The sequence below is a fragment of the Roseateles sp. GW821-FHT02E12 genome, from assembly GCF_059421665.1.
Window position 1 is genome coordinate 1,978,618 of the sequence record NZ_JBWKVK010000001.1, and the last position, 22,276, is coordinate 2,000,893.

18 protein-coding genes are annotated in these 22,276 nt (G+C 68.1%); 16 read left to right on the forward strand and 2 right to left on the reverse strand.

From position 1 onward, the window contains the following. Positions 1-69: 69 nt before the first annotated feature. Positions 70-1,080: a UDP-glucose 4-epimerase GalE gene (gene galE, locus AC07V5_RS09400; protein ID WP_495115382.1), complete on the forward strand. Its 1,011-nt coding sequence runs from the start codon at positions 70-72 to the stop codon at positions 1,078-1,080. Positions 1,081-1,090: 10 nt separating this feature from the next. Here the strand turns inward: galE and AC07V5_RS09405 are convergent, their stop codons facing one another. Continuing rightward, on the reverse strand, positions 1,091-2,026 hold the full coding sequence (locus AC07V5_RS09405) for an ArsR/SmtB family transcription factor (RefSeq protein WP_495115383.1): 936 nt from the start codon (positions 2,024-2,026) through the stop codon (positions 1,091-1,093). Positions 2,027-2,201: 175 nt separating this feature from the next. On the opposite strand from AC07V5_RS09405, the gene AC07V5_RS09410 reads away from it, so the two are divergent. From AC07V5_RS09410 to AC07V5_RS09445, 8 genes are read left to right on the forward strand one after another with little or no spacing between them, the layout of a single operon-like run. Then, positions 2,202-3,269: a UDP-glucose--hexose-1-phosphate uridylyltransferase gene (locus tag AC07V5_RS09410; RefSeq protein WP_495115384.1), complete on the forward strand. Its 1,068-nt coding sequence runs from the start codon at positions 2,202-2,204 to the stop codon at positions 3,267-3,269. After that, the gene (gene galK, locus AC07V5_RS09415) at positions 3,266-4,435 is read left to right on the forward strand and encodes a galactokinase (RefSeq protein WP_495115385.1); all 1,170 of its coding nucleotides are present in this window, start codon (positions 3,266-3,268) and stop codon (positions 4,433-4,435) included. The genes AC07V5_RS09410 and galK overlap by 4 nt, the downstream gene beginning before the upstream one ends. Beyond that, complete coding sequence (locus tag AC07V5_RS09420) at positions 4,432-5,421, forward strand: aldose epimerase family protein (RefSeq protein WP_495115386.1); 990 nt, start codon at positions 4,432-4,434, stop codon at positions 5,419-5,421. The genes galK and AC07V5_RS09420 overlap by 4 nt, the downstream gene beginning before the upstream one ends. Before the next feature lie 13 nt (positions 5,422-5,434). Then, on the forward strand, positions 5,435-6,520 hold the full coding sequence (locus AC07V5_RS09425; protein WP_495115387.1) for a glycoside hydrolase 5 family protein: 1,086 nt from the start codon (positions 5,435-5,437) through the stop codon (positions 6,518-6,520). Between the two features lie 56 nt (positions 6,521-6,576). Further along, positions 6,577-7,668 carry an ABC transporter ATP-binding protein gene (locus tag AC07V5_RS09430; protein ID WP_495115388.1) on the forward strand — a complete coding sequence of 364 codons (1,092 nt, stop codon included), beginning with the start codon at positions 6,577-6,579 and terminating at the stop codon, positions 7,666-7,668. Next, complete coding sequence (locus AC07V5_RS09435) at positions 7,665-8,561, forward strand: carbohydrate ABC transporter permease (protein ID WP_495115389.1); 897 nt, start codon at positions 7,665-7,667, stop codon at positions 8,559-8,561. The genes AC07V5_RS09430 and AC07V5_RS09435 overlap by 4 nt, the downstream gene beginning before the upstream one ends. Next, positions 8,558-9,379, forward strand: coding sequence for a carbohydrate ABC transporter permease (locus AC07V5_RS09440; RefSeq protein WP_495115390.1), 822 nt, complete (start codon positions 8,558-8,560; stop codon positions 9,377-9,379). The genes AC07V5_RS09435 and AC07V5_RS09440 overlap by 4 nt, the downstream gene beginning before the upstream one ends. Next, a complete protein-coding gene (locus tag AC07V5_RS09445) occupies positions 9,376-10,692 on the forward strand; it encodes an extracellular solute-binding protein (protein ID WP_495115391.1) in 1,317 nt (438 codons plus the stop codon). The genes AC07V5_RS09440 and AC07V5_RS09445 overlap by 4 nt, the downstream gene beginning before the upstream one ends. Positions 10,693-10,752: 60 nt before the next feature. Here AC07V5_RS09445 and AC07V5_RS09450 read toward each other — a convergent pair whose 3' ends face one another. After that, positions 10,753-11,094, reverse strand: coding sequence for a hypothetical protein (locus tag AC07V5_RS09450; RefSeq protein ID WP_495115392.1), 342 nt, complete (start codon positions 11,092-11,094; stop codon positions 10,753-10,755). Between AC07V5_RS09450 and AC07V5_RS09455 the strand changes: the two genes are divergently transcribed. From AC07V5_RS09455 to AC07V5_RS09485, 7 genes are all read left to right on the forward strand, one after another. Further along, entirely contained in the window at positions 11,081-13,816 is a 2,736-nt protein-coding gene (locus tag AC07V5_RS09455; RefSeq protein WP_495115393.1) for a TonB-dependent receptor, read from the forward strand. The genes AC07V5_RS09450 and AC07V5_RS09455 overlap by 14 nt on opposite strands. Positions 13,817-14,065: 249 nt before the next feature. Further along, positions 14,066-15,013, forward strand: coding sequence for an ABC transporter substrate-binding protein (locus tag AC07V5_RS09460; RefSeq protein ID WP_495115394.1), 948 nt, complete (start codon positions 14,066-14,068; stop codon positions 15,011-15,013). Beyond that, the gene (locus tag AC07V5_RS09465; RefSeq protein ID WP_495115395.1) at positions 15,013-16,506 is read left to right on the forward strand and encodes a sugar ABC transporter ATP-binding protein; all 1,494 of its coding nucleotides are present in this window, start codon (positions 15,013-15,015) and stop codon (positions 16,504-16,506) included. Before AC07V5_RS09460 ends, AC07V5_RS09465 begins: the two co-directional genes overlap by 1 nt. Next, a complete protein-coding gene (locus tag AC07V5_RS09470; RefSeq protein ID WP_495115396.1) occupies positions 16,503-17,447 on the forward strand; it encodes an ABC transporter permease in 945 nt (314 codons plus the stop codon). Before AC07V5_RS09465 ends, AC07V5_RS09470 begins: the two co-directional genes overlap by 4 nt. Beyond that, the gene (gene yjfF / locus AC07V5_RS09475; protein ID WP_495115397.1) at positions 17,444-18,418 is read left to right on the forward strand and encodes a galactofuranose ABC transporter, permease protein YjfF; all 975 of its coding nucleotides are present in this window, start codon (positions 17,444-17,446) and stop codon (positions 18,416-18,418) included. The genes AC07V5_RS09470 and yjfF overlap by 4 nt, the downstream gene beginning before the upstream one ends. Positions 18,419-18,438: 20 nt before the next feature. Continuing rightward, positions 18,439-20,238 carry a sugar-binding domain-containing protein gene (locus tag AC07V5_RS09480; protein ID WP_495115398.1) on the forward strand — a complete coding sequence of 600 codons (1,800 nt, stop codon included), beginning with the start codon at positions 18,439-18,441 and terminating at the stop codon, positions 20,236-20,238. Between the two features lie 66 nt (positions 20,239-20,304). Beyond that, a complete protein-coding gene (locus AC07V5_RS09485; RefSeq protein WP_495115399.1) occupies positions 20,305-22,275 on the forward strand; it encodes an RICIN domain-containing protein in 1,971 nt (656 codons plus the stop codon). Position 22,276: the final 1 nt, after the last annotated feature.

The following is a 22,276-nucleotide window of genomic DNA, read 5'->3' on the forward strand; positions in this document are numbered from 1 at the left end:
CTAATCGGCTTTCTTGTTTATAACAAGTAAATCGGTTAATAATGGCCGCAACAAGAATTTGGAGACGACATGCGAGTGCTCGTGACCGGCGGCGCCGGCTACATCGGCAGCATCACCACGCTGCAACTGCTGCAGGCGGGCCACGAGGTGCTGGTGCTGGACAACTTCAGCAACGCCAAGCCGGCGGTGCTGGGGCGCATCGCCCAACTGGCCGGGCGTGAGCCAGCGTTTCAGCAGGGCGACGTGCGCGACGGCGCGCTGCTGCGCCGGCTGCTGGCCGAGCACCGCATCGAGGCCGTCATGCACTTTGCGGGGCTGAAGGCGGTGGGCGAGTCCGTTTACAAGCCGCTGGAGTACTTCGACAACAACGTGCAGGGCTCCTTGAGCCTGCTGGCCGCGATGCGCGACTGCGGCGTGCGCACGCTGGTGTTCAGCAGCTCGGCCACCGTCTACGGCCTGGCCGAGACCATGCCGCTGCGCGAGGACGCGCCCACCGGCACCACCAACCCCTACGGCCGCAGCAAGCTGATGGTCGAGGAGATGCTGGCTGACCTGGCCGCGGCGGACCTGGCGTGGTCGCTGTGCGCGCTGCGCTACTTCAACCCGGTGGGTGCCCACCCCAGCGGCTTGCTGGGCGAAGACCCGCAGGGCACCCCCAACAACCTGATGCCCTTCATTGCCCAGGTCGCCGTGGGCCGGCGCCAGGCGCTGCAGGTGTTTGGCAGTGACTACCCGACGGTGGACGGTACCGGCGTGCGCGACTACATCCACGTGCAGGACCTGGCTGCCGGCCACCTCGCGGCGCTGGGCCATGTGCACGGCCGGCCGGGCTGGCATGTCTTCAACCTCGGCACGGGCCGGGGCAACTCGGTGCTGGAAGTGCTGCGCGCCTACGAGGCCGCCTGTGGCCGCACGCTGGCGCACGAGTTCGTGCCCAGGCGCGGTGGCGACGTGGCCCAGAGCTGGGCCGACCCGGCGCGTGCCGAGTCGCAACTCGGCTGGCAAGCCGAACTCGGCCTGCAGCGGATGTGTGAAGACAGCTGGCGCTGGCAGTCGCAGAACCCGAACGGCTACGACTGAAGTGGGCGCTTCAGGCTCCGCCCGGGGCGGTACCGCGCGGGAAGTCGAAGGTGACCCGCATGACGATGTCTTGCGGGTAGTTGCCGAACTTGCGGCCGAACAGGTTCATGCCGCCGCGGTTGCGGGCGTCTTCCTTGATGCCCAGGCGCACCTTGATGTGGTTGGTCTGCGGCAACGTCAGCTGCTCGATCTGCACATCACTCAGCGCCACGCCGTCGATCATCGAGCCCTTGGGGCCGACGCTCCACTGCTTCAGCAGGCCGTGGGTGGTGCGGTCGGTCTGCCACCAGGGCGGCATCAGCAGCGAGGCCTTGCCGCCGTAGTCGCCGGGGCTGGTCCAGGTGCCGATCTCGAGGTCGTTGATCCACAGCGTGATGTCCGACGGCCAGTCCTCGTTGAACTGCGGCGCCTCGGAGCAGATCTCCATCGACAGCTCCAGGTGCGAGGGCACCGCGCCGTAGGGCAGGTTGTTCGGGAAGGCGTACTCCACGTAGCCATCGCCGCCGAACCACAGCAGCTGCGCGTAGACGTGCTCGGGCTCGAAGAAGGAGCGCGGCTCGTCCAGCATGCCGATGATCTTGGTTTCGCTGACCAGGCCGCAGGTCGGCTTGGCCTCCACGTGCCGGTAGCTGCCGATGGGCATGCTGATCGACATGACATTGGGCTTGCTCTCCACGGCCGCGCCCGGCAGCCGCAGCCGCACCTCGTCGTAGCGCTTGGAGCAGAGCTTTTGCTGGCCGCGCGTGCCGGGCTCCACTTCCACCGACACCAGGCCCACGGCCTGCAGCTGGTTGATGTTGAAGCTAACGGTGGAGTGCGGCAGGTTCATGGCGGACGCCAGCTCCGACACGTTCAGCACCTGGTTGGTCAGCATGCCCAGCATGGCCTGGCGGGTGTCCGAGGCCAGCGCCTTGGCCACGGCCAGCGCGGCGTCTCCCTCCACCATCAAGATTCGGCTGCCTGCGACCTCCATTGCCCCACTCCCACCTTTGGACCCAAAGAAGTTGCGAGTTTATGCGGCCGTCTTTGACGGGCGCAGCGGCGCTTTCCCTGGGAGGCGTGGCGATGATTAGGGTAATGACTGATCGTTAATAACAAATAAAATGGCGATAATGCAAAGCATGAGTTCCCCAGACCCCAGCGAGCACGTGCACCGCCGCCGCAACCCCCTGACGGGTCGGCATGTGCTGGTCTCGCCGCACCGCACGCAGCGCCCCTGGCAGGGTGCGCAGGAGGCGGTCGACGACGCCCCGCTGTCCGCGCACGACACCACCTGCTACCTCTGCGCAGGCAACGTGCGCGCCAACGGCCAGCGCAACCCCGACTACCGCGGCACCTTCGTCTTCACGAACGACTTCGCGGCCTTGCAGCCCACCTCTGGCGCGCCGGCCGCCACCGCCGACGCGCTGCTGCAGGCCTCGCCCGTTGCCGGCGAATGCCGCGTGCTCTGCTTCTCGCCCGACCACGGCAAGACCCTGCCCGAGCTGGGCCCGGTCGCGCTGCGTGGTGTCGTGCAGGCGTGGATGGAACAGTCCGCCGACATGGGCCTGCGCCACCGCTGGGTGCAGGTGTTCGAGAACAAGGGCGCGGCCATGGGCTGCTCCAACCCGCACCCGCACGGCCAGATCTGGGGCCTGGACCAATGGCCCGACGAGGCCGACCTCGAAGACCGCCACCAGCGCGAGCACTTCGCCGCGCAGGGCGAGCCCTTGCTCGTGCAGTACGCCCGCGCCGAGCTGGCGGCGGGTGAGCGCGTCGTCGTCGACACCGAGCACTGGCTGGCCGTCGTGCCCTATTGGGCGGCCTGGCCCTTCGAGACGCTACTTGTCCCGAAGGCCCACACGCTGCGCCTGGACGCGCTGACGGCCGTGCAGGCCGACGACCTGGCCGTGGCGGTGCGGCGCCTCACGACGCGCTACGACAACCTGTTCGGCTGCTCCTTCCCTTACTCGATGGGCTGGCACGGCGCGCCGCACGAGGCAGGGCGGGCCGATGACGCCGGCCTGCGCCACTGGCAGCTGCACGCGCACTTCTACCCGCCGCTGCTGCGCTCGGCCACGGTGCGCAAGTTCATGGTCGGCTTCGAGATGCTGGGCGAGGCCCAGCGCGACCTGACGCCCGAAGCCGCCGCGCAGCGCCTGCGCGACGCCAGCGACACCCAGCACTACCGGCGACCGAGGGCGGCATGACGGCTCCACTTCAAACAACGCCGCGTGAACGCGCGGCGCAGGGATTCCTGCGCGCCTTCGGCATCCAGCCGCAACGTCTGGCCCGTGCACCGGCCCGCGTCAACCTGATCGGCGAGCACACCGACTACAACGAGGGCTTCGCCATGCCCTGCGCCATCGACCGCGATACGGTCGTGGCTGCTGCGCCGCGCGATGACGATGTCGTCGAGGTGCTGGCCTGCGACCAGGGCGAAGCTCTCGGGCGCTTTCGTGTCGGCGACGCGGCGGACGTGAGCAGCAGCCCGCAGTGGCTGCGTTATGTGCAGGGCATGGTGGCCGTGCTGAGGCAGCAGGGACTGCAGGTTGGCGGCGCCCAGCTGGCGATTGCCGGCAACGTGCCGCAGGGCGCCGGGCTGAGTTCGTCGGCGTCGCTGGAGCTGGCCGTCGGGCAGGCGTTGTCGGCGTTGAACGGCTGGCAACTGGCGCCCAAGGCGATGGCCCTGGCGGGGCAGCGAGCAGAGAACGTGTTTGCCGGCTGCCAGTGCGGCGTGCTGGATCAGATGTCGTCCGCGCTGGGCGTGAGTGGCCACGCCTTGCTGCTGGACTGCCGCAGCCTGGATGTGAAGCCCATCCCGCTGCCGGTGGGAACGGCCGTGCTGGTCATCGACTCCAAGATCCAGCGCGGGCTGGTGGACAGTGAATACAACCTGCGCCGCCAGCAGTGCGAAGCGGCGGCCGTGGGCCTGGGCGTGAAGGCACTGCGCGACGTGGACGACTCGCTGTGGTCGCGGCTGGGTGGCTCGCTGGACCCGTTGGTGCGGCGGCGTGCGCGGCACATCGTCAGCGACAGCCAGCGGTGCGAGTTGATGGCGGCGGCGCTGGCGCGGGGCGATCTGCGCGAGATCGGCCGCCTGATGCGCGAGTCGCACTGGTCCATGCGCGACGACTTCGAGATCACGGTGCCGGCCATCGACGCGCTGGCGGCGCTGGTGCAGGACGTCATCGGCGACGCCGGTGGGGCGCGCATGACGGGCGGTGGCTTTGGCGGCTGCGTCATCGCGTTGGCGCCGGTGGGCATGGTCGACGAGATCCGCGCCGCGGTGGCCAAGGGTTACCGGTCACCGGATGATCGCGAGGCCGAAGTCCATGTCTGCGCCGCTTCGGGCGGTGCGGGAGTGTTGGCATGACAGCGCCTGACGTGTTCACGCTGCAATCCAGCGACGGCCTGCGCATCGCCGTGACGAATGCCGGCGCGGCCTGGGCGTCCTGCCTCGTGCCCGTCGACGGCGCCGAGCGCGAGGTGCTGCTGGGCTATCAAACGCCGGCCGACTACCTGACCCAACCCGGCTACCTCGGCGCCATCATCGGCCGCTACGCCAACCGCATCGCCGGTGCGTCCTTCGAGCTGGACGGCCAGCACTTTGCGCTGCAGCCCAACGAGGGCGAACATCAGCTCCATGGCGGCGCCGGCGGATTCCATCGCAAGCTGTGGGAGGTGGTCAGCCACACGGCGGACCGCCTTGAACTCGCGCTGCGCTCGCCCGATGGCGACCAGGGCTTCCCGGGCGAGCTGAGCGTGCGCGCCATCTACCGCGTCGAGCCGCCGCTGACCGTCAGCATCACGCTCGAAGCCACCACCACCGCGCCGACGCTGTGCAACCTCAGCAGCCACGCCTACTTCAACCTCGACGGCGGCGGCAGCATTGCCAACCACCGGCTGCAGATGGCTGCCAGCCGCTACCTGCCCGTGCGGCCGGACCTGATCCCGACCGGCGAGCAGGCCGACGTGAGCGGCACCCCCTTCGACTTCCGCGAGCCGCGCCGAATCGGCGAAGCCCTGGACGCACTGCACGCCACCGGCGCCCAGCCCGTGGGCCATGACCACTGCTGGCTGGGCGCCGAGGCCACGCTGCAGTCCGGCGACCGCCAACTCAGCCTCGCGCTGCACAGCACCGCCCCCGGCCTGCAGTTCTACGCCGGCGAGTTCCTGCCCCGCACGCCGGACCGCCATGGCCGCCCCTACGCCGCCCATGCCGGCCTGGCGCTGGAGCCCCAGGCCCTGCCGGACAGCCCCCATCACCCCGAGTGGCCTCAACCCGGTGCCGTGCTGCGCCCCGGCGAGACCTACCGCCACAGCCTGACCTACCGCTTCACCCCGGCCCGCGCGGCCTGACCCCTCACAGACCATGAGCAACCCGACCACCTCCCCCGCCCGCTGGACGCCCGAGCAGGCGCACACCTGGTTCAAGGCCCAGCCCTGGGCCCTGGGCGCCAACTTCGTGCCGGCCTCCGCCATCAACCAACTGGCCATGTGGCAGGCCGAGACCTTCGATCCGGAGCGCATCGACCTGGAGTTGAGCTGGGCCGCAGGCTTGGGCATGAACACCATGCGCGTGTTCCTGCACGACCTGCTGTGGGCGCAGGACGCTGCTGGCTTCAAGAAGCGCATCGCCCAATACCTCGACATCGCCGAGCGCCACGGCATCCTGACGATGTTCGTGCTGTTCGACTCCTGCTGGGACCCCGAGCCCAAGCTCGGTCCCCAGCGCGAGCCCATCCCCGGCGTGCACAACTCTGGCTGGGTGCAAAGCCCGTCGGCGGCGCAGCTTGGCGACCGCGCCACCTGGCCCGCGCTGCGTGCCTACGTCGAAGACATCGTCAAGACCTTCGGCCAGGACAAGCGCATCACCTACTGGGACATCTGGAACGAGCCCGACAACCAGGGCGGCGGCATGGGCTACTACCTGCCGCGCGAGGCCAAGAACAAGATCGCGCTGGTGGCCGAACTCATCCCGCAGGCCTTCGACTGGGCGCGTGCTCAAGCGCCCATCCAGCCGCTGACCAGCGGCCTCTGGCTGGGCGACAACTGGGCGCCGGATTCGCCCGAGCTGAACGCCGTGCAGAAGGCCCAGCTGGAATGCTCCGACGTCGTGAGCTTTCACGACTACAACTGGCCCGAGAAGTTCGAGATGCGCATCAAGCAGCTGCAGAGCTACGGCCGCCCGCTGATCTGCACCGAGTACATGGCGCGCAGCCTGGGCTCCACCTTCGACATCGCGCTGCCCATCGCGGCGCGCGAGGACATCGGCATGATCAACTGGGGTTTTGTCGACGGCAAGAGCCAGACCAAGATGCCCTGGGACTCCTGGCAACGCCCCTACACCATCCACCCGCCGCTGGTCTGGTTCCACGACGTGCTGCACACCGACGGCACGCCTTACCGACAGCGTGAAGCCGAACTGCTGCGGCAATATGGAACCCGCCCGCGCTGAACCCTTGAGACAAGCAGAGGCGTCACGCTAGACGACGCCCAGCAGGAGACAAATCCTTGACCGCAAGCATCGAATTCGCCGGTGTCGCCAAACGCTTTGGCACCGTCGAAATCATTCCCGACTTCTCGCTGAGGATCGAAGCCGGCGAGTTCATCGTGCTGCTCGGCCCGTCGGGCTGCGGCAAGTCCACGTTGCTGCGCATGCTGGCGGGGCTGGAGAGCGTGTCGGGCGGGCGCATCGTGCTGGGTGGCACTGACGTGACCCAGCTGCCCCCGGGCAGGCGCGGTCTCGCGATGGTGTTCCAGCAGTACGCGCTCTATCCGCACATGAGCGTGTTCGACAACATGGCCTTCGGCCTGCGCAATGTCGGCCTAGCCGATGCCGAAGTGAACCAGCGCGTCACCGCTGCGGCGCAGATGCTGGAGCTGGACACGCTACTGCAGCGCAAGCCCGGCCAGCTCTCCGGCGGCCAGCGCCAGCGCGTGGCCATCGGCCGCGCGGTGGTGAAGGAGCCCAAGGCCTTCCTGTTCGACGAGCCGCTGTCCAACCTCGACGCCAAGCTGCGCAACCGCACGCGCATCGAGCTGGCGCGCCTGCACAAGCGCCTGGGCTCGACGATGGTGTTCGTCACGCACGACCAGGTCGAGGCCATGACGCTGGCCGATCGCATCGTCGTCATGAACGGCGGGCGCATCGAGCAGGTCGGGCAGCCGATGGAGATCTATCAAAGGCCGCGCACGAAGTTCGTTGCCGGCTTCGTCGGTAGCCCGGCGATGAACTTTCTTCCCGCCGAGCGCGTGACCGACGAGCAAGGCTTTGTCGCCGTGCGGCTGGCGGGCGGCGCGGTGCTGCGCACGCAGGTGAGGGCGGGCGTGGAGTCACGCGAGCTGTGCATCGGCGTGCGGCCCGAGGGCTTGAAGCTGACCGACGACGGCGTGGTGTCTGGCAGCGTCGAGCTGATCGAGCGGCTGGGCGAACGCAGCCTGGCCCACGTGGGGCTCGGCAATGGCACGGTCGTTGTCGCCGAGGTGCCCGTGCAGCGCGCGCTGGCGCTGGGTGACGCCGTGCGCCTGCAGCCCGACCTGGATCAACTGCACGTCTTCGACGCGGGCGGTGTCGCCCATCATGCCGAGGCCGCTGCCGCATGAGCGCAGCCACGTTCAATCGCTCGGCCATAGCTGGCCCCGCCTGGGTGGGCTGGGCCTTTGTCGCGCCCTTCCTGCTCTGCTACCTGGGCCTGCTCGCGGCACCGGTGCTGGAGGGCTTCTGGCTGTCCTTCCACGCGGTGGACCTGCTGACCGGCCGCGGCCAGTTCGTCGGCATCGCGAATTTCCTGGACCTGCTCAAGGACGAAATCTTCCTGCGCTGCGCCGCCAACTCGGTGCTGTTCGCGTCGCTGTGCACGCCGGCCTTCGTCGGCCTGGGCCTGGCGCTCGCATTGGTGCTGAACCGGCCCGGCAAGCTGGGCGCCTGGCTGCGCGGCACCTTCTTCGCGTCCAACGTGTTGTCGGTGACGGTGGTGACGCTGATCTGGCGCCTGGTGCTGCTGCCGGACCGCGGGCTGTTGAGCCAGGGTTTGCAGTCGCTCGGCCTGCCCGACCTCGCGCCGCTGAGCGACGAGCGCCTGGCGCTGTCCTTCATTGCGCTCGTCACGCTGTGGTGGGGCATCGGCCTGCCGATGACGCTCATCCTCGCCGCGCTGCAGCAGGTGCCCAAGGACCTCTACGAAGCTGCCGCGCTGGACAACGCCAGCCGCTGGCGCTCCTTCCGCTTCATCACGCTGCCGGCGCTGCGCCGCACGCTGATCCTCGTCGCCATCGTGCAGCTGCTGGGCCAGTTGCAGGTGTTCGGCCAGGCGCAGCTGCTGACCAACGGCGGGCCCAACAACAGCACGCGGACGATGGTGATGTTCATCTACGAGGCGCTGTTCGACCAATGGGCGCTGGGCTACTCGGCCGCTGCCGCGCAGCTGCTGTTCGTGCTGCTGGTGCTGGGCGTGTCCGTGCAGCGCTGGGCGGAAAAGCGCGAGGACGCCGCATGAAGACCGGCCTCTTCGACCGCCTGCTGATGGCGGGCGCCATCGCGCTGGCGCTGCTGTGGATGCTGCCGCTGGCCTGGGTGTTCGTGCTCTCGCTGAAGTCCAACGCCGTGCTGATGGAGCGCACCGACGCCATCCTCTCCACGCCCTTCACGCTGCGCAACTACGCCGACATCCTCGCCAACCCGGCCGTGTTCCGCTGGGTGCTGAACAGCTGCGTGGTGGCCGGCGTGCAGACGCTGCTGGTGCTGCTGCTGTCGTCGTTGGCCGGCTACGGCTTCGCGCGCTGTGAGTTTCGCGGCAAGCGCGTCGTCTTCGCGCTGGTGCTGGCCGGCCTGGCCGTGCCGGAGCCGGCCGTCGTCATCCCGCTGCACCGCTTCTTTGCGGAACTCGGCCTGCACAACAGCTATGCCGGGCTGATCCTGCCGCGCCTGGCCGCACCCTTCGGCGTGTTCCTGATGACGCAGTTCTTCAAGGCCATCCCGCGCGAGCTGGAGGAGGCCGCGCTGATGGACAACGCCTCGCGCTGGACCATCTTCTGGCGCGTCATCCTGCCGCTGACGCTGCCGGCGCAGGCCACCTTGGGCATCTTCAGCTTCCTGGCCGCGTGGAACGACTACCTGTGGCCGCTGATCTCCGCCACTCAGCCCCAGATGTACACGCTGACCCTGGGCCTCGCCGCCACTCAGACCAACTTCGCGCAGTCGGAAGGGCTGGGCTTCCTGATGGCCCAGGCCGTGTTCGCAGCGCTGCCGGTGCTGGTGCTGTACGCCTTCTTCCAGCGCCACATCGTGGCCGCTGTGGCGGGGGGCAAGCCATGAAGCGCACGCTCCTGGCCTTCGCCGCCGCGCTGCTCACAGGCGCCGCTGCCGCCGCGCCCGTCGAGATCACGCTGGCACGCTTCTTCGGCAGCTGCGACGCAGAGTTCGGCCACGTCATCGACCCGGCCCAGGTCAGCAGCGAGTGCGGGATCATCACCGTGCTGACCAACAAGTTCAACGCACAGCAGTCGGGCCGTGTCCACGTCAACACGCAGGTGGTGGAGCACTCGGCGTACTACCCGCAGCTGGGTGCGCGCATCGTCGGTGGCGACCTGCCCACCATCGCCATCATGCACAGCTCGGTGCTGGGCGATTTCGCCAAGCGCGACCTGCTGCAGCCGCTGGACGGCGCACTGAACGCCGCCGACTTCACGCCCCATGCCCGCCATGGCGTCACGCTGAACGGCCATGTGCTGGCGTTGCCCTACGACAGCCACGCCATGCTGTGGCACATCAACCTCGGGCTGATGAAGCAGGCCGGCCTCGTCGACGCACAAGGCCACGCCAAGCTGCCCACGTCACCGCAGGAGCTGCTGGACCAGGCGCGCGCCTTCAAGCGCACCACCGGCAAGCCCTACTTCGTGTGGCTGACGCTGAACGACCCCAGCTTCTTCGCGCGCTGCGTGCTCGGCTTCGTCAACCAGCAGGGCGCCAGCCTCTTCCCCAAGACGGACCGCGCCATCGCCCTCGACACGCCCGAAGTGACGGCCGCCGTCACGCTGATGCGCACCCTCTACACCGAAGGCCTGTCCACCCGCCACATGGACTACAGCGCCGCGCTGCAGGCCTTCATGGCGGGCGCCGGTGGCGTGATGCTCAACGGCACCTGGCTGCTCGGCCAGCTCAACGATCGCGCCGCGCATGCGGGCAACCCGCTGAGCCATGCCTACGAGGCCCTGCCCGAGCCCCAGCTCTACGCCAAGCCCGCCACCTGGGCCGACAGCCACGTCTGGGTCATGCTGCGCAACCCGCGCCAGACCGCGGCCGAGCGCGAGGCGGCCTACAGCTTCCTGCGCTTTCTCCACGACGAGAGCCTGGCCTGGGCTCGCACCGGCCAATTGCCGGCCCGGCAGTCGGCTGTCGACAGCCCGGCCTTCAAGGCCTTGCCCATGCGCGCCGCCCTCGGGCCTGTCGCCCAGGTCGGTGGCGGCCTGCCGACGACGGTCGCGCGACAGGCGCGCGTCATGGGCCTGCTGGGTGAAACGGTCTCGGCCATCGTCGTCTCTGGCGAGCCCCTGGAAGCCACGCTGGCCAAGGGCCAGCAGCGCATCAACCGCCTGCTGGAGCGCGAGTCGCGCTTCCTGGCGCAGTGATGTGTGGTGGCCTCATGGTTTGCGATAGTTTTATAACAAGTAAATTGGTGAATAATCAATTCAATGATCGAAATAGGCCCTCAAGCGCAGGCTGTGAGGGTGCAAAACCAGCGGCGCCCCGATGGCCATTGGGATGATCGGATTCTGAAAGACGACCCGTCGAGTCACTGTCTCGGCGGTGGTGGTGATGCAAAGCGCCACTCGGGCGCCTTGTTGCGCCCAATGTTGCAAGAAAAGTTGTTTGTAATGATCGAGGGTTGAGGCGGCATCGGCAATGCGCCGCTCTACAGACCCGAGGGGACCGCGCCAACCGGCGCCAAGATTTCGTTCAAAACCGGCCCAAGGCGGCGCCATACGCAGCGCCGCCCAAGCCTCAGGAGACAAAACAATGAAGCGATTCACTCTCTCGCCGATCTCGGCGGCCGCCATGCTGACGCTGGCACTCACCGGCCAGCAGGCTGTTGCCCAGGAGGCCGCCAAGCCGGCGCCTGAAGCCAGCAAGCTCGACCAGGTCGTCATCCTCGGCCAGCGCGCCAGCCGCAACGCGGCCGTGCAGTCCAAGCGCGATGCCGACCAGGTCGTCGAGTCCATCGTCGCCGACGACATCGGCAAGTTCCCCGACAACACGGTGGCCGAAGCGCTGCAGCGCGTGCCCGGCATCCAGACCGTCGTCAACTTCAACAACGAAATCGTCAACCCGCTGATCCGCGGCATCGGCGACATCGTCACCACCGTGGACGGCCGCGAGATGTTCACCGGCGTGGGCCGTGGCTTCGCCTTCCAGGATCTGCCCGCCGAAGCCATCTCGCGCGCCGACGTCTACAAGTCGGCCGGCGCCAACCTCGTCGAAGGCGGCGTGGCGGGTGCCATCGACCTGAAGCTGCGCAAGCCGATGGAGTTCCGCAAGGGTCTGACGCTGGTCGTCAACGGCCGCGCGAATGTGGGCGAGTTCACCACCAAGCCCAGCACCAAGCTCGGCGTGCTCGGCTCCTACCGCGAATCCACCGGTGCCGGCGAGATCGGCGCGCTGATCGACGTCTCCTACGCCGACCACAAGTTCAACCGCCCCATTTCCTTCAACTGCGACCCGCGCTCCGGCAGCAACGGCCCGGCGGGTGCGGCCGGCATCGTGCTGCCCACCTGCGTGGGCGGCCTGACCGACACCGGCAACTATCAGCGCCCGCAGGCCAACGCCTCCGTGCAATGGCGCCCCAACAAGGAAAACGAGTTCTACGCCGACGCGCTCTACGCCGGCTACCGCGCCGAGTTCGCCACCTACTTCATCTTCTCGGACATCTTCGCGGCGCAGAACATCACCAACGCCAAGGCCAGCACCGACTGCTTCAAGGCGCACGTGGACGGCGCCGGTTTCCTTGGCAACTCTTCGCTGGGCGTGCAGAGCCTGTGCAACGGCGTGTCGGCCACCTTCAACAACGTGCCCGGCCTGACCAGCACGCAGGCCAAGGTCGGCATGACGGACCAGAGCGTGCTGGCCGGCGGCTGGAAGTACAACTCGGGCCCACTGTCGCTGAACCTGGACCTCTCGCACATGAGGTCCGACAACCGCAACCGCAACATCATTGTCGACATCGGCAAGCAGATCAGCGCGGTCGACATCGTCGTCAACGACGGTGGCAACGGCACCACCAACATGACCGGCAACCCGCTGGGCAGCAAGACCGATTTCCGCTTCGCCAACTCGCTGTTCCAGGACATCAACAATGCCAAGAGCCGCCAGGAAGCCGTCTCGCTGAAGGGCAGCTACGACCTCGAAGGCTTCATCACTTCGGTCGACTTCGGCGGCCGTGCCACCGACCGCAGCTCCACCTGGCGCGCCAACGAAGCCGGCGGCCCCGGCTCGCCCGGCGGCAACCGCGTCACGCAGGTCAGCTCGGCCACCGTGCTGCCGGCCGACTTCCTGGTTCAGGCGCCCAACTGCATCCCGCAGATCAACGGCTGCCAGCCGTGGATGACGCCCAACGCCGACTACCTGCGCAACAACACCGACGTGCTGCGCGTGCTCTACGGCAGCCAGCCCGGCGACCCGGCCTACAGCCCGGTCAACAACTACGACTCCAAGGAAAAGACCTACGCCCTCTACGTGCAGCCGCACTACGAGACGCAGGTGGCCGGCATGCGCCTGGACGGCGTCTTCGGCGGCCGCTTCGTGCGCTCCGAGCGCACCATCTCCGGCGCTGGTCGCATCAACGGCGTCGTCACACCGCAGACCGCCACGTCCACCACCAACCATTTCCTGCCCAACGCCAGCGCCAAGCTGGAGGTGATGCCTAACCTCATCGTTCGCGCTACGGCCGGCGTCACGATGGCTCGCCCGGGCCTGGGTGACCTGAACCCGACGCTGAACTACACGGTGCCGAGCAACCTCAACATCCGCCCGAGCGGCAGCGGCGGCAACCCCGACCTGAAGGACCAGACCAGCACCGCCTACGACCTGTCCATCGAACAGTACCTCGGCAAGGGCAGCTACCTGCAGGCCGCCGTCTACCACCGCGTGCTGAAGGACCGCGTCGTGCGCGCCTCCTACCCCGAGACCATCGGCGGCATCGTTTACGACATCAACCGCCCGCGCAACCTCGGCAAGTCCACGCTGAAGGGCCTGGAGCTGAGCGGCCAGTACTTCCTGGACATGCTGCCCGGCCCGTTGAGCGGCGTCGGCGTGTTCGGCAACTACACCATGGCCGACAGCAAGGTCGACACCGCCAGCGACCCGCTGTTCGGCAAGCCGCTGCTGGGTGTCTCCAAGCACAGCTACAACGCCGGCCTGCTGTACGAGAAGTACGGCTTCACCAGCCGCCTGACCTACACCTGGCGCAGCAAGTTCAACGAAGGCCAGTTCGGTTGCCTGCTGGCGCCGCCGAACGAGAACGGCATGGCCGTTGCCGCCTGCGACCCCGGCGTGCCGCCGAGCTACAACCGCGTCAAGGCCTACGGCCGGCTGGATCTCTCGCTGGGCTACCAGTTCAACGAGCACCTCAGCATGAACGTCAACGCCAACAACCTGACGGGTTCGAAGTACTACAGCTACTTCCAGAACGAGAGCTTCCCGCACGACATCCGGTCGGACGACAAGTTCTATGGCGTGAGCTTCAACTTCAAGTTGTAGGACTGTTGGCCCCTCGTCCGGCCTTGCCTGCTGAACGCGGCAAGTCCAGCCGGTCCCCCGAGGGGACGGCGATGCATGCCGGATTGACCGGCATGCACATCGCCCAAGCGGGCCGGCTCGGGAGCGGCCCAGCGCTCGGCCCGAAAGATTGACTCCGTGCGGCGCAAGGTTCGGCGCCGCCTTCACGCCGGCCTCGTGCACGCGCTTGTTTGAGCGCGTGTCGGGGCGGCCTTTTTCTTCGAAATCGCCATGCAAAGACGTCACGCGCTTGCCCTCCTGGCCGCTGCTGGCCTGCCCGCCTGGGCGGCCGACAAGAAGCTGATCCTCGGCTTCTCGCAGATCGGTGCCGAGTCCGAATGGCGCACCGCCAACTCGGCCTCCATCAAGCAAGCGGCCAAGGACGCCGGCATCGAGCTGAAGTTCGCCGACGCGCAGCAGAAGCAGGAGAACCAGATCAAGGCGCTGCGGGCCTTCATCGCGCAGAAGGTCGACGTCATCGCGCTGTCGCCCGTCGTCGAGACCGGCTGGGGCACCGTGCTGCGCGAGGCCAAGGCCGCGGGCATTCCGGTCATCCTGACGGACCGCCTCGTGAAGGAGGCCGACGAGAGCCTGTGGGTGGCCTTCATGGGCTCGGACTTCGTCGAGGAAGGCCGCCGCGCCGGCCGCTGGCTGCTGGACAAATCCAAGGGCGGCAAGGACGAAGTGCGTATCGTTGAGCTGCAAGGCACCGTGGGCGCCGCGCCCGCGCTGGACCGCAAGAAGGGCTTCGAGGAGATCATCAAGGCGGAGCCCCGCCTGAAGATCGTGCGCTCGCAGACGGCCGACTTCAGCCGCGCCAAAGGCAAGGAGGTCATGGAAGCCTTCCTGAAGGCCGAGGGCGGCAAGAAGATCAACGTCCTCTACGCCCACAACGACGACATGGCCCTGGGCGCCATCCAGGCCATCGAGGAGGCCGGCCTCAAGCCGGGCCAGGACATCCTCGTCATCTCCATCGACGGCGTGAAGGGTGCCTTCCAGGCCATGGTGGCCGGCAAGCTCAACGTGACCGTCGAGTGCAGCCCCTTGCTTGGCCCGCAGCTGATGCAGGCCGTGCGCGACCTCAAGGCCGGCAAGACGCTGCCGCGCCGCATGGTGACGGAGGAGGGCGTGTTCACCTCCGACGTCGCCGCCCGCGAGCTGCCCAAGCGCAAGTATTGATGGCTGAAGCAGTCCTGCACGCGCAAGCCGTCGCCAAGGCCTTCAACGGCGTGCCAGCGCTGTTGAATGCCGGGCTGACGCTGCGTGCCGGCGAGGTGCAGGTGCTGATGGGCCAGAACGGCGCGGGCAAGTCCACGCTGATCAAGATACTGGCCGGCGTGCAGGCGCGCGACGGCGGCAGCATCCAGCTCGATGGCCAGCCCTTCGATGCGCGCACGCCGCTGCAGGCCCAGCGCGCCGGCATCGCCGTCGTGCACCAGGAGGTGCAACTGTGCCCCAACCTGTCGGTGGCTGAGAACCTGCTGGCTGGCCGGCTGCCGCGCCGTTGGTGGGGCATTGACTGGAAGCAGACCCATCGCGAAGCCGAGGGTGCGCTCTCAAGGCTGGGCCTGGACCTTGACGTGCGCCGCGCGTTGGGCGAGCTGCCGGTTGCGTTGCAGCAGATGGTGGCCATCGCCCGTGCGCTGCATCAGCAGGCGAGGGTGTTGATCCTCGACGAACCCACCTCCAGCCTCGACGAGGCCGAGACCGCGCGCCTGCTCGCGCTGCTGCGCAAGTTGCGCGGCGAAGGCGTGGCCATCCTGCTCGTCACCCATTTCCTCGACCAGGCCTACGCCGTGGCCGACCGTTTCACGGTGCTGCGCAACGGCGAGCTCGTCGGCGAGTATTCGGCCGAACTGCCGCGCATGAAGCTGGTGCAGCTGATGATCGGTCGCGAGCTGTCGGCGACGACGGCGACGCGGGACGATGCAGCGCCGGCGGGCCAGCCGCTGTTGCAGGCCAAGGACTTGAGCCGCCGCAATGCCGTCGAAGGCCTGAGCCTCGCCGTCGCGCCGGGCGAGGTGCTGGGCCTGGCCGGCCTGCTCGGTGCGGGCCGCACCGAGGCCGCGCGGCTGCTGTTCGGCGCCGACCGCGCCGACGCTGGCACGCTGCAGGTCGATGGCCGCGCGCTAGCCCTGCACACCCCACGTGACGCCATCCGCGCCGGTTTCGCCTTCTGCCCCGAGGAACGCAAGGTCGACGGCATCGTGGCCGAACTCAGCGTGCGCGAGAACGTCGTGCTGGCACTGCAGGCTAGACGCGGTGTCTTCCGCATGCTGCCGCGCGCCGCGCAGCGCGAGCTGGCGCAGCGCTTCATCACGCAGCTGGGCATCAAGACGGCCGATGCCGAGACACCCATCGGCCTGCTCTCCGGCGGCAACCAGCAGAAGGCCATCCTCGCCCGCTGGCTGGCCACCGAGCCGCGCCTGCTCATCCTCGACGAGCCTACGCGCGGCATCGACATCGCCGCCAAGCAGGACCTGATGGAGCAGGTGTTGTCGCTGTGCCGCCAGGGCATGGCGCTGGTGTTCATCTCGTCCGAGCTGCCCGAGGTGCTGCGCGCCAGTCATCGGATCGTCGTGATGCGCGAGCGCCGCCAGGTGGCGGAACTGGACGCACGCGGCTTGAGCGAAGAGCGGCTGCTACGCGTGATGGCGGGGGCGGCTGCATGAATGCTTCGGTGAAACACGCCGGTTTCGTGCTGTTGGCCCTTTGGGTGCTGAACGCCGCGCTGAACCCCGGCTTCGTCGCCATTCGCTGGCAGGACAGCCACGCCTTCGGCCCGTTGATCGACATCGTCAACCGCGCAGCTCCCTTGATGGTCGTGGCCATGGGCATGACGCTGGTCATCGCGGTGCGCGGTATCGACATCTCAGTGGGTGCCGTCGTCGCGATCACCGCCGCCGTCGCCGCTGCCTTGCTGCCCGGTCATGGCCTGGCGCTGGCCCTCGCGGGTGGCCTGGGTGCCGCCGCGCTGTGCGGCCTGTTCAACGGCTTGCTCGTCGTCGCCGGTGGCATCCAGCCCATCATCGCGACGCTGATCCTGATGACGGCCGGCCGTGGTGTCGCCCAGCTCATCACCGACGGCCAGATCCTCACCATCGACAACCCGGCCTACGCCTTTCTCGGCAATGGCTTCCTGCTCGGCCTGCCGTTCGCGCCCTGGCTGGCCTTTGCGTTGGCCGCGCTGCTGGGCCTGCTCAAGCACCGCACGGCGTTGGGGCTCTTCCTTCAAGCGGCCGGTGCCAACCCCGCTGCCGCGCGGCTAGCCGGCGTGCATGCCGCCGGGCTGCTGCTGGCCGTCTACATCGCCTGCGGCCTGTGCGCCGGCATTGCCGGTTTGATGATCAGCGCCAACATCAAGAGCGCCGACGCCAACAACGCCGGCCTGATGCTGGAGCTGGACGCCATCCTCGCGGTGACGCTGGGCGGCACCTCGCTGCTGGGCGGCCGCTTCAGCCTGCGCGGCAGCGTGCTGGGCGCCCTCATCATCCAGACGCTGACGACCAGCATCTACGCCCTCGGCATCGCGCCCGAGGTCACGCTGGTGGTCAAGGCAGCCGTGGTGTTCGCCGTGTCCATCAGCCAGTCCTCGGTCTGGAGGCGCCGATGAGACTCAGCGCCCAAGACCTGCCGAGCTGGGCCTCGCTGCTGCTGCTCGTCGTCGCCACCCTCGGCGGCGCCGCGGCCTACCCGGGCCTGCTGTCCGGCCAGGTGCTGTTGAACCTGCTGATCGACAACGCCTTCCTGCTCGTCGTGGCGGTGGGCATGAGCTTTGTCATCCTGTCCGGCGGCATCGACCTGTCGGTGGGCTCGGTCGTTGCGTTGACGACGATGCTACTGGCCTGGGGCATCGAGCGCGCGCATCTGTCGCCCGCGCTGCTGATCCCGCTGCTGCTGATCGGCGGCGCGGCCTTTGGCGCGCTGATGGGCTGGGTCATCCATGCCTTCGCCGTGCCGGCCTTCATCGTCACGCTGGCCGGGCTGTTCCTGGCGCGCGGGCTTTGCTATCTGCTCAGCGTCGATTCCATCCCCATCAGCAACGAGACGCTGGCCGCCTGGTCGCAGGCCCGCTGGTCGCTGGGGCCGCTAGGCGAGATCACGCCCGGCGCGGTCTGTGCGCTGGCCGTGCTGGCCATGGCGGCATGGGCCGCGCGCTCCACCGGCTTCGGCCGTGCGGTCTATGCCTTGGGCGGGCAGGAGAGTTCCGCGCGCCTGATGGGCCTGCCCGTCGCGGCCACGCGCATAGCCGTCTACGCCGTCAGCGGCTTCTGTGCCGCATTGGGCGGCGTGCTGTTCGGCGTCTACACGCTGTCCGGCTACGGCCTGCATGCGCAGGGCCTGGAGCTGGACGCGATTGCCGCCGTCGTCATCGGCGGCGCGCTGCTCAGCGGCGGCACGGGCCATGTGCTGGGTGCGCTGACCGGCGTGCTGATGCTGGGGCTGATCCAGACGCTGATCCTGTTCGACGGCAGCTTGAGTTCCTGGTGGACGCGCATCGTCATCGGCGCGCTGCTGGGTTTGTTCTGCGGATTGCAGCGCCTGCTGGTGCTGCTGAGCGGGCGCCGTCGCGCCACTTCCTGATTCGTTCAACGAGGTCCTTCATGAGACTGCTGATTTCCTCTCTCGTCCTGGCGCTGGCTGGCATGGCCGCCCACGCGCAGGAGGCCGACAAGCCCTTCGTACCCGGCCTGCGCCTGACCACGCCGTGGACGGCAGAGGCCGAGAAGGCCGCCGTGCCGCTGCCCGAGTACCCGCGCCCCCAGCTCGTGCGCAAGGAGTGGCTCAACCTCAACGGCAGCTGGGACTACTGGGGCGGCAGGGGCGCGCCCGATGCCCGCCATGTGCCGTCCACCGCGCCGGCCTTCCCGGCCAAGGTAGAGCAGGTGCGCGTGCCCTATCCGGTGGAGTCGCGTTTGTCGGGCATCGAGCGGCTGGGCGAGGTCAACCTCTGGTATCGCCGCAGCTTCGAGATCCCGGCCGGCTGGGCGGGCCAGCGCGTGCGCATCAACTTCGGCGCCGTGGACCGCGTGGCCAATGTCTACGTGAACGGCACGCGTGTCGGCTTCCATGACGGCGGCTACGCGTCCTTCAGCTTCGACATCACCGACCAGCTGAAAGCCGGCCGCAACGAGCTCGTCGTCTCGGCCTTCGACCCCAGCACCGGCGACGGCATGCTGGGCAAGCAGTCGCTCAAGCCGGGCGGCATCTTCTACACGCCCAGCTCTGGCATCTGGCAGACGGTGTGGCTGGAGCCCGTCGGCGCCGCGCACGTCGCGCGGCTGGACCTGACGCCGAACGTGGCCAAGCAGCAGCTGCAGCTCATCGTGCGTGCGGACGCCGACTCGGAAGTCGAGGCCGTGGCCTACCGCGACGGCAAGCTGGTCGGGCGCGCCACCGGCCGCCCCGGCATCGAGCTGAACATCCCTGTACCCAAGCCGCGCCTGTGGTCGCCGGACGATCCCTTCCTCTACGACCTCAAGGTCACGCTGCGCCGCAACGACAAGGTCGTCGACCAGGTCGACAGTTACTTCGGCATGCGCAGCATCGCCATCGGCAACGTGGCCGGCGTGCCGCGCCCGCTGCTGAACGGCAAGTTCGTCTTCCAGTTCGGCCCGCTGGACCAGGGCTTCTGGCCTGATGGCCTCTACACCGCGCCGACCGATGCGGCGCTGAAGTTCGACCTGCAGGCCACCAAGGACCTGGGCTTCAACATGGTCCGCAAGCACATCAAGGTGGAGTCGGCGCGCTGGTTCTACTGGGCCGACAAGCTGGGCCTGCTGGTGTGGCAGGACATGCCCCAGGCCTGGGACGCCGAGAAGGACCTGGCCGTGCGCGCGCGTACCGAAGGCCAGATGCGCGAGATCGTCGACCAGCTGAAGAGCGTGCCGTCCATCGTCTCCTGGGTCATCTTCAACGAGAGCTGGGGCGACTTCGACCACCGCCGCATGTCTGACGTGTTCAAGGCGCTGGACGCGACGCGGCTCGTCAACACCCACTCCGGCATCAACTTCGAGCCGCACGACCAGGGTGGTGGCGACGTCATCGACATGCATGACTACCCCGGCCCAGCTTGGGTGAACTGGCAGCCCGGCCGCATTGCCGTGCTGGGCGAGTACGGCGGCAACAGCCTGCGCACGCCCGGCCATATGTACCGGCCCGATTCCAAGTGCTGCTACCTGCTCTACGAGAGCAAGGAAGCCGTCACCAAGGTCTACGTGGAGCAGGCCGCGCGGCTGCGCGAGTTCGCCGCGACGCAGGGCTTGAGCGCCGCGGTCTACACCGAGACGACCGACGTGGAGGAGGAACTCAACGGCTTCTTCACCTACGACCGGCAAGTGAAGAAGCTCGATTTCGACCGAGTGAAGAAAGCCAACCGCGCGCTGATCGAGTTCGGCCGCTGAATTTCTGGGGGCATCGACCCAGAGCGGCCGCCAGAGCCGCCTTCTTCCAATCCATAGGAGACAGGCATGAGAGTGCTACTTGCTTTGATGATGGCGCTGTGTGCGCTGTTCGGTACCTCGGCCCGTGCGGCGGAGACGGTGCTGAACACCACGCAGGACAGCTTCTACCCACGGCTGATCCGCCTCGCCGCCAGCGGCGGCGCCAACGGCCGGTTGATCGCTTCCCACGACCTGGGCGGCAGCCAGTCGCTGATCTACGAGAGCACCAACCAGGGCGCCACCTGGGCCCAGGTCGGCAGCATCACCGTGCCCGAGACCTGGCATTGCTGCAGCGGGCTGTGGGAGGTGCCGCAGACGCTGGGCTCCACCGCGGCCGGCACGCTGTTCTGGGCCACCACCGGCCGCAACGGCACCACGCACACCATCCGTCTTTATCGCAGCACCGACGTGGGCCGCACGTGGACGCAGCTGTCGGTGCCTGCCGTCGGCAACACCGGCATCTGGGAGCCCGAGTTCGCCATCGACAGCGCGGGCCGGCTGCTGATGTTCTATTCCAGCGAGGAGTACAAGTCTGGCGGTTTCAACCAGCTGATCGCCCACAAGGTCTCCACCGATGGCGGGTTGACCTGGGGCGCAGATGTCGTCGACGTCGGGATCAGCGACGGCGGCGACCTGCGGCCCGGCATGCCCATCGTGCGCAAGCTGCCCAACGGCACGTATGCGATGAGCTACGAGATCTGCGGTTCGCGCTCGTGCGATGTCTACATCCGCACCTCCACCAACGGCAGCAACTGGGGCACGGCCAGCAATATGGGCACGCGCGTCGAGTCCACGGCGGGCAACCACTTCAGCCACACGCCCACCATCACGTGGCTGAACGATGGCAGCTCGCAAGGCCGCCTGCTGCTGATCGGGCAATTGCTGCGCCGCAATGGCACGAACGCGGTGAACGAGGATGCCAACGGCCGCGTCTACATGTTCAACACCGCCGGCGGCACGGGCACCTGGACCGAGGCCGCCACGCCGCTGGCCACGCCCGTGGGCACCGGTGGCGATGCCTGCACCAACTACAGCACGCAGTTGCTGGCCTCGGCCGACAACAGCCGCGTGCTGCAGCTGGCCGGCATGGGCTGCCGCATGCAGTTCGCCAGCGCGCCGCTGAACAACCCGGTGGCCGATGGCGTCTACCGCCTGGTATCCAAGAACAGCGGCCAGGTGCTGGAGATCCCCGGCTGCGCCACGACGCCCGGCACGGGCACGCAGCAATACACCTGGATAGGCGGCGACTGCCAGCGCTGGCGCGTGGCCAACACGGCCAACGGCATCTACACGATCACCGCCCAGCACACCGGCCAGGCGCTGGACGTGAACGCCTGCTCCACCGCCGCCGGCGGCAAGGTGCAGCAGTACACGGCTAACGGCGCCACCTGCCAGCAGTGGCGCATCGAGCCCGTGGGCGACGGTTACTACCGCGTCATCAACCAGAACAGCAACCTCGTGCTGGACGTCAACGCCTGCTCCACCGCCACCGGCGCCGTCGTGCAGCAGTGGACCTGGCTGGGCGGCGACTGCCAGCGCTGGCGCTTCGAGCGCGTCAGCCCCAACTCGGTGGCGGGCGGCAACTACAAGGTCATCGCCAAGCACAGCAGCCAGGCGCTGGATGTGAACGCCTGCTCCACCGCCGCCGGCGGCAACATCCAGCAGTGGCCCTACAGCGGCGCCAACTGCCAGCGCTGGACGGTTACGCAGACGGCCGACGGCTTCTACGAGTTCACCTCGGTCAACAGCGGCTTGAAGATGGACGTGGCGGACGCCTCGCTGCGCATGGGCGCCGATGTGCGCCAGTGGACCGGCAACAACGCGCCGGCCCAGCGCTGGGGCATCGAGAACGTCGGTGCCGGCTACGTGCGCATCGCCAACAAGAACAGTGGCCGCGTGCTGGACGTTGCCGGTTGCTCGACGGCCAACGGCGCCGATGTGGCGCAGTGGGAATGGCTGGGCGGCGATTGCCAGCGCTGGCAACTGTTGGCCCCTTGAG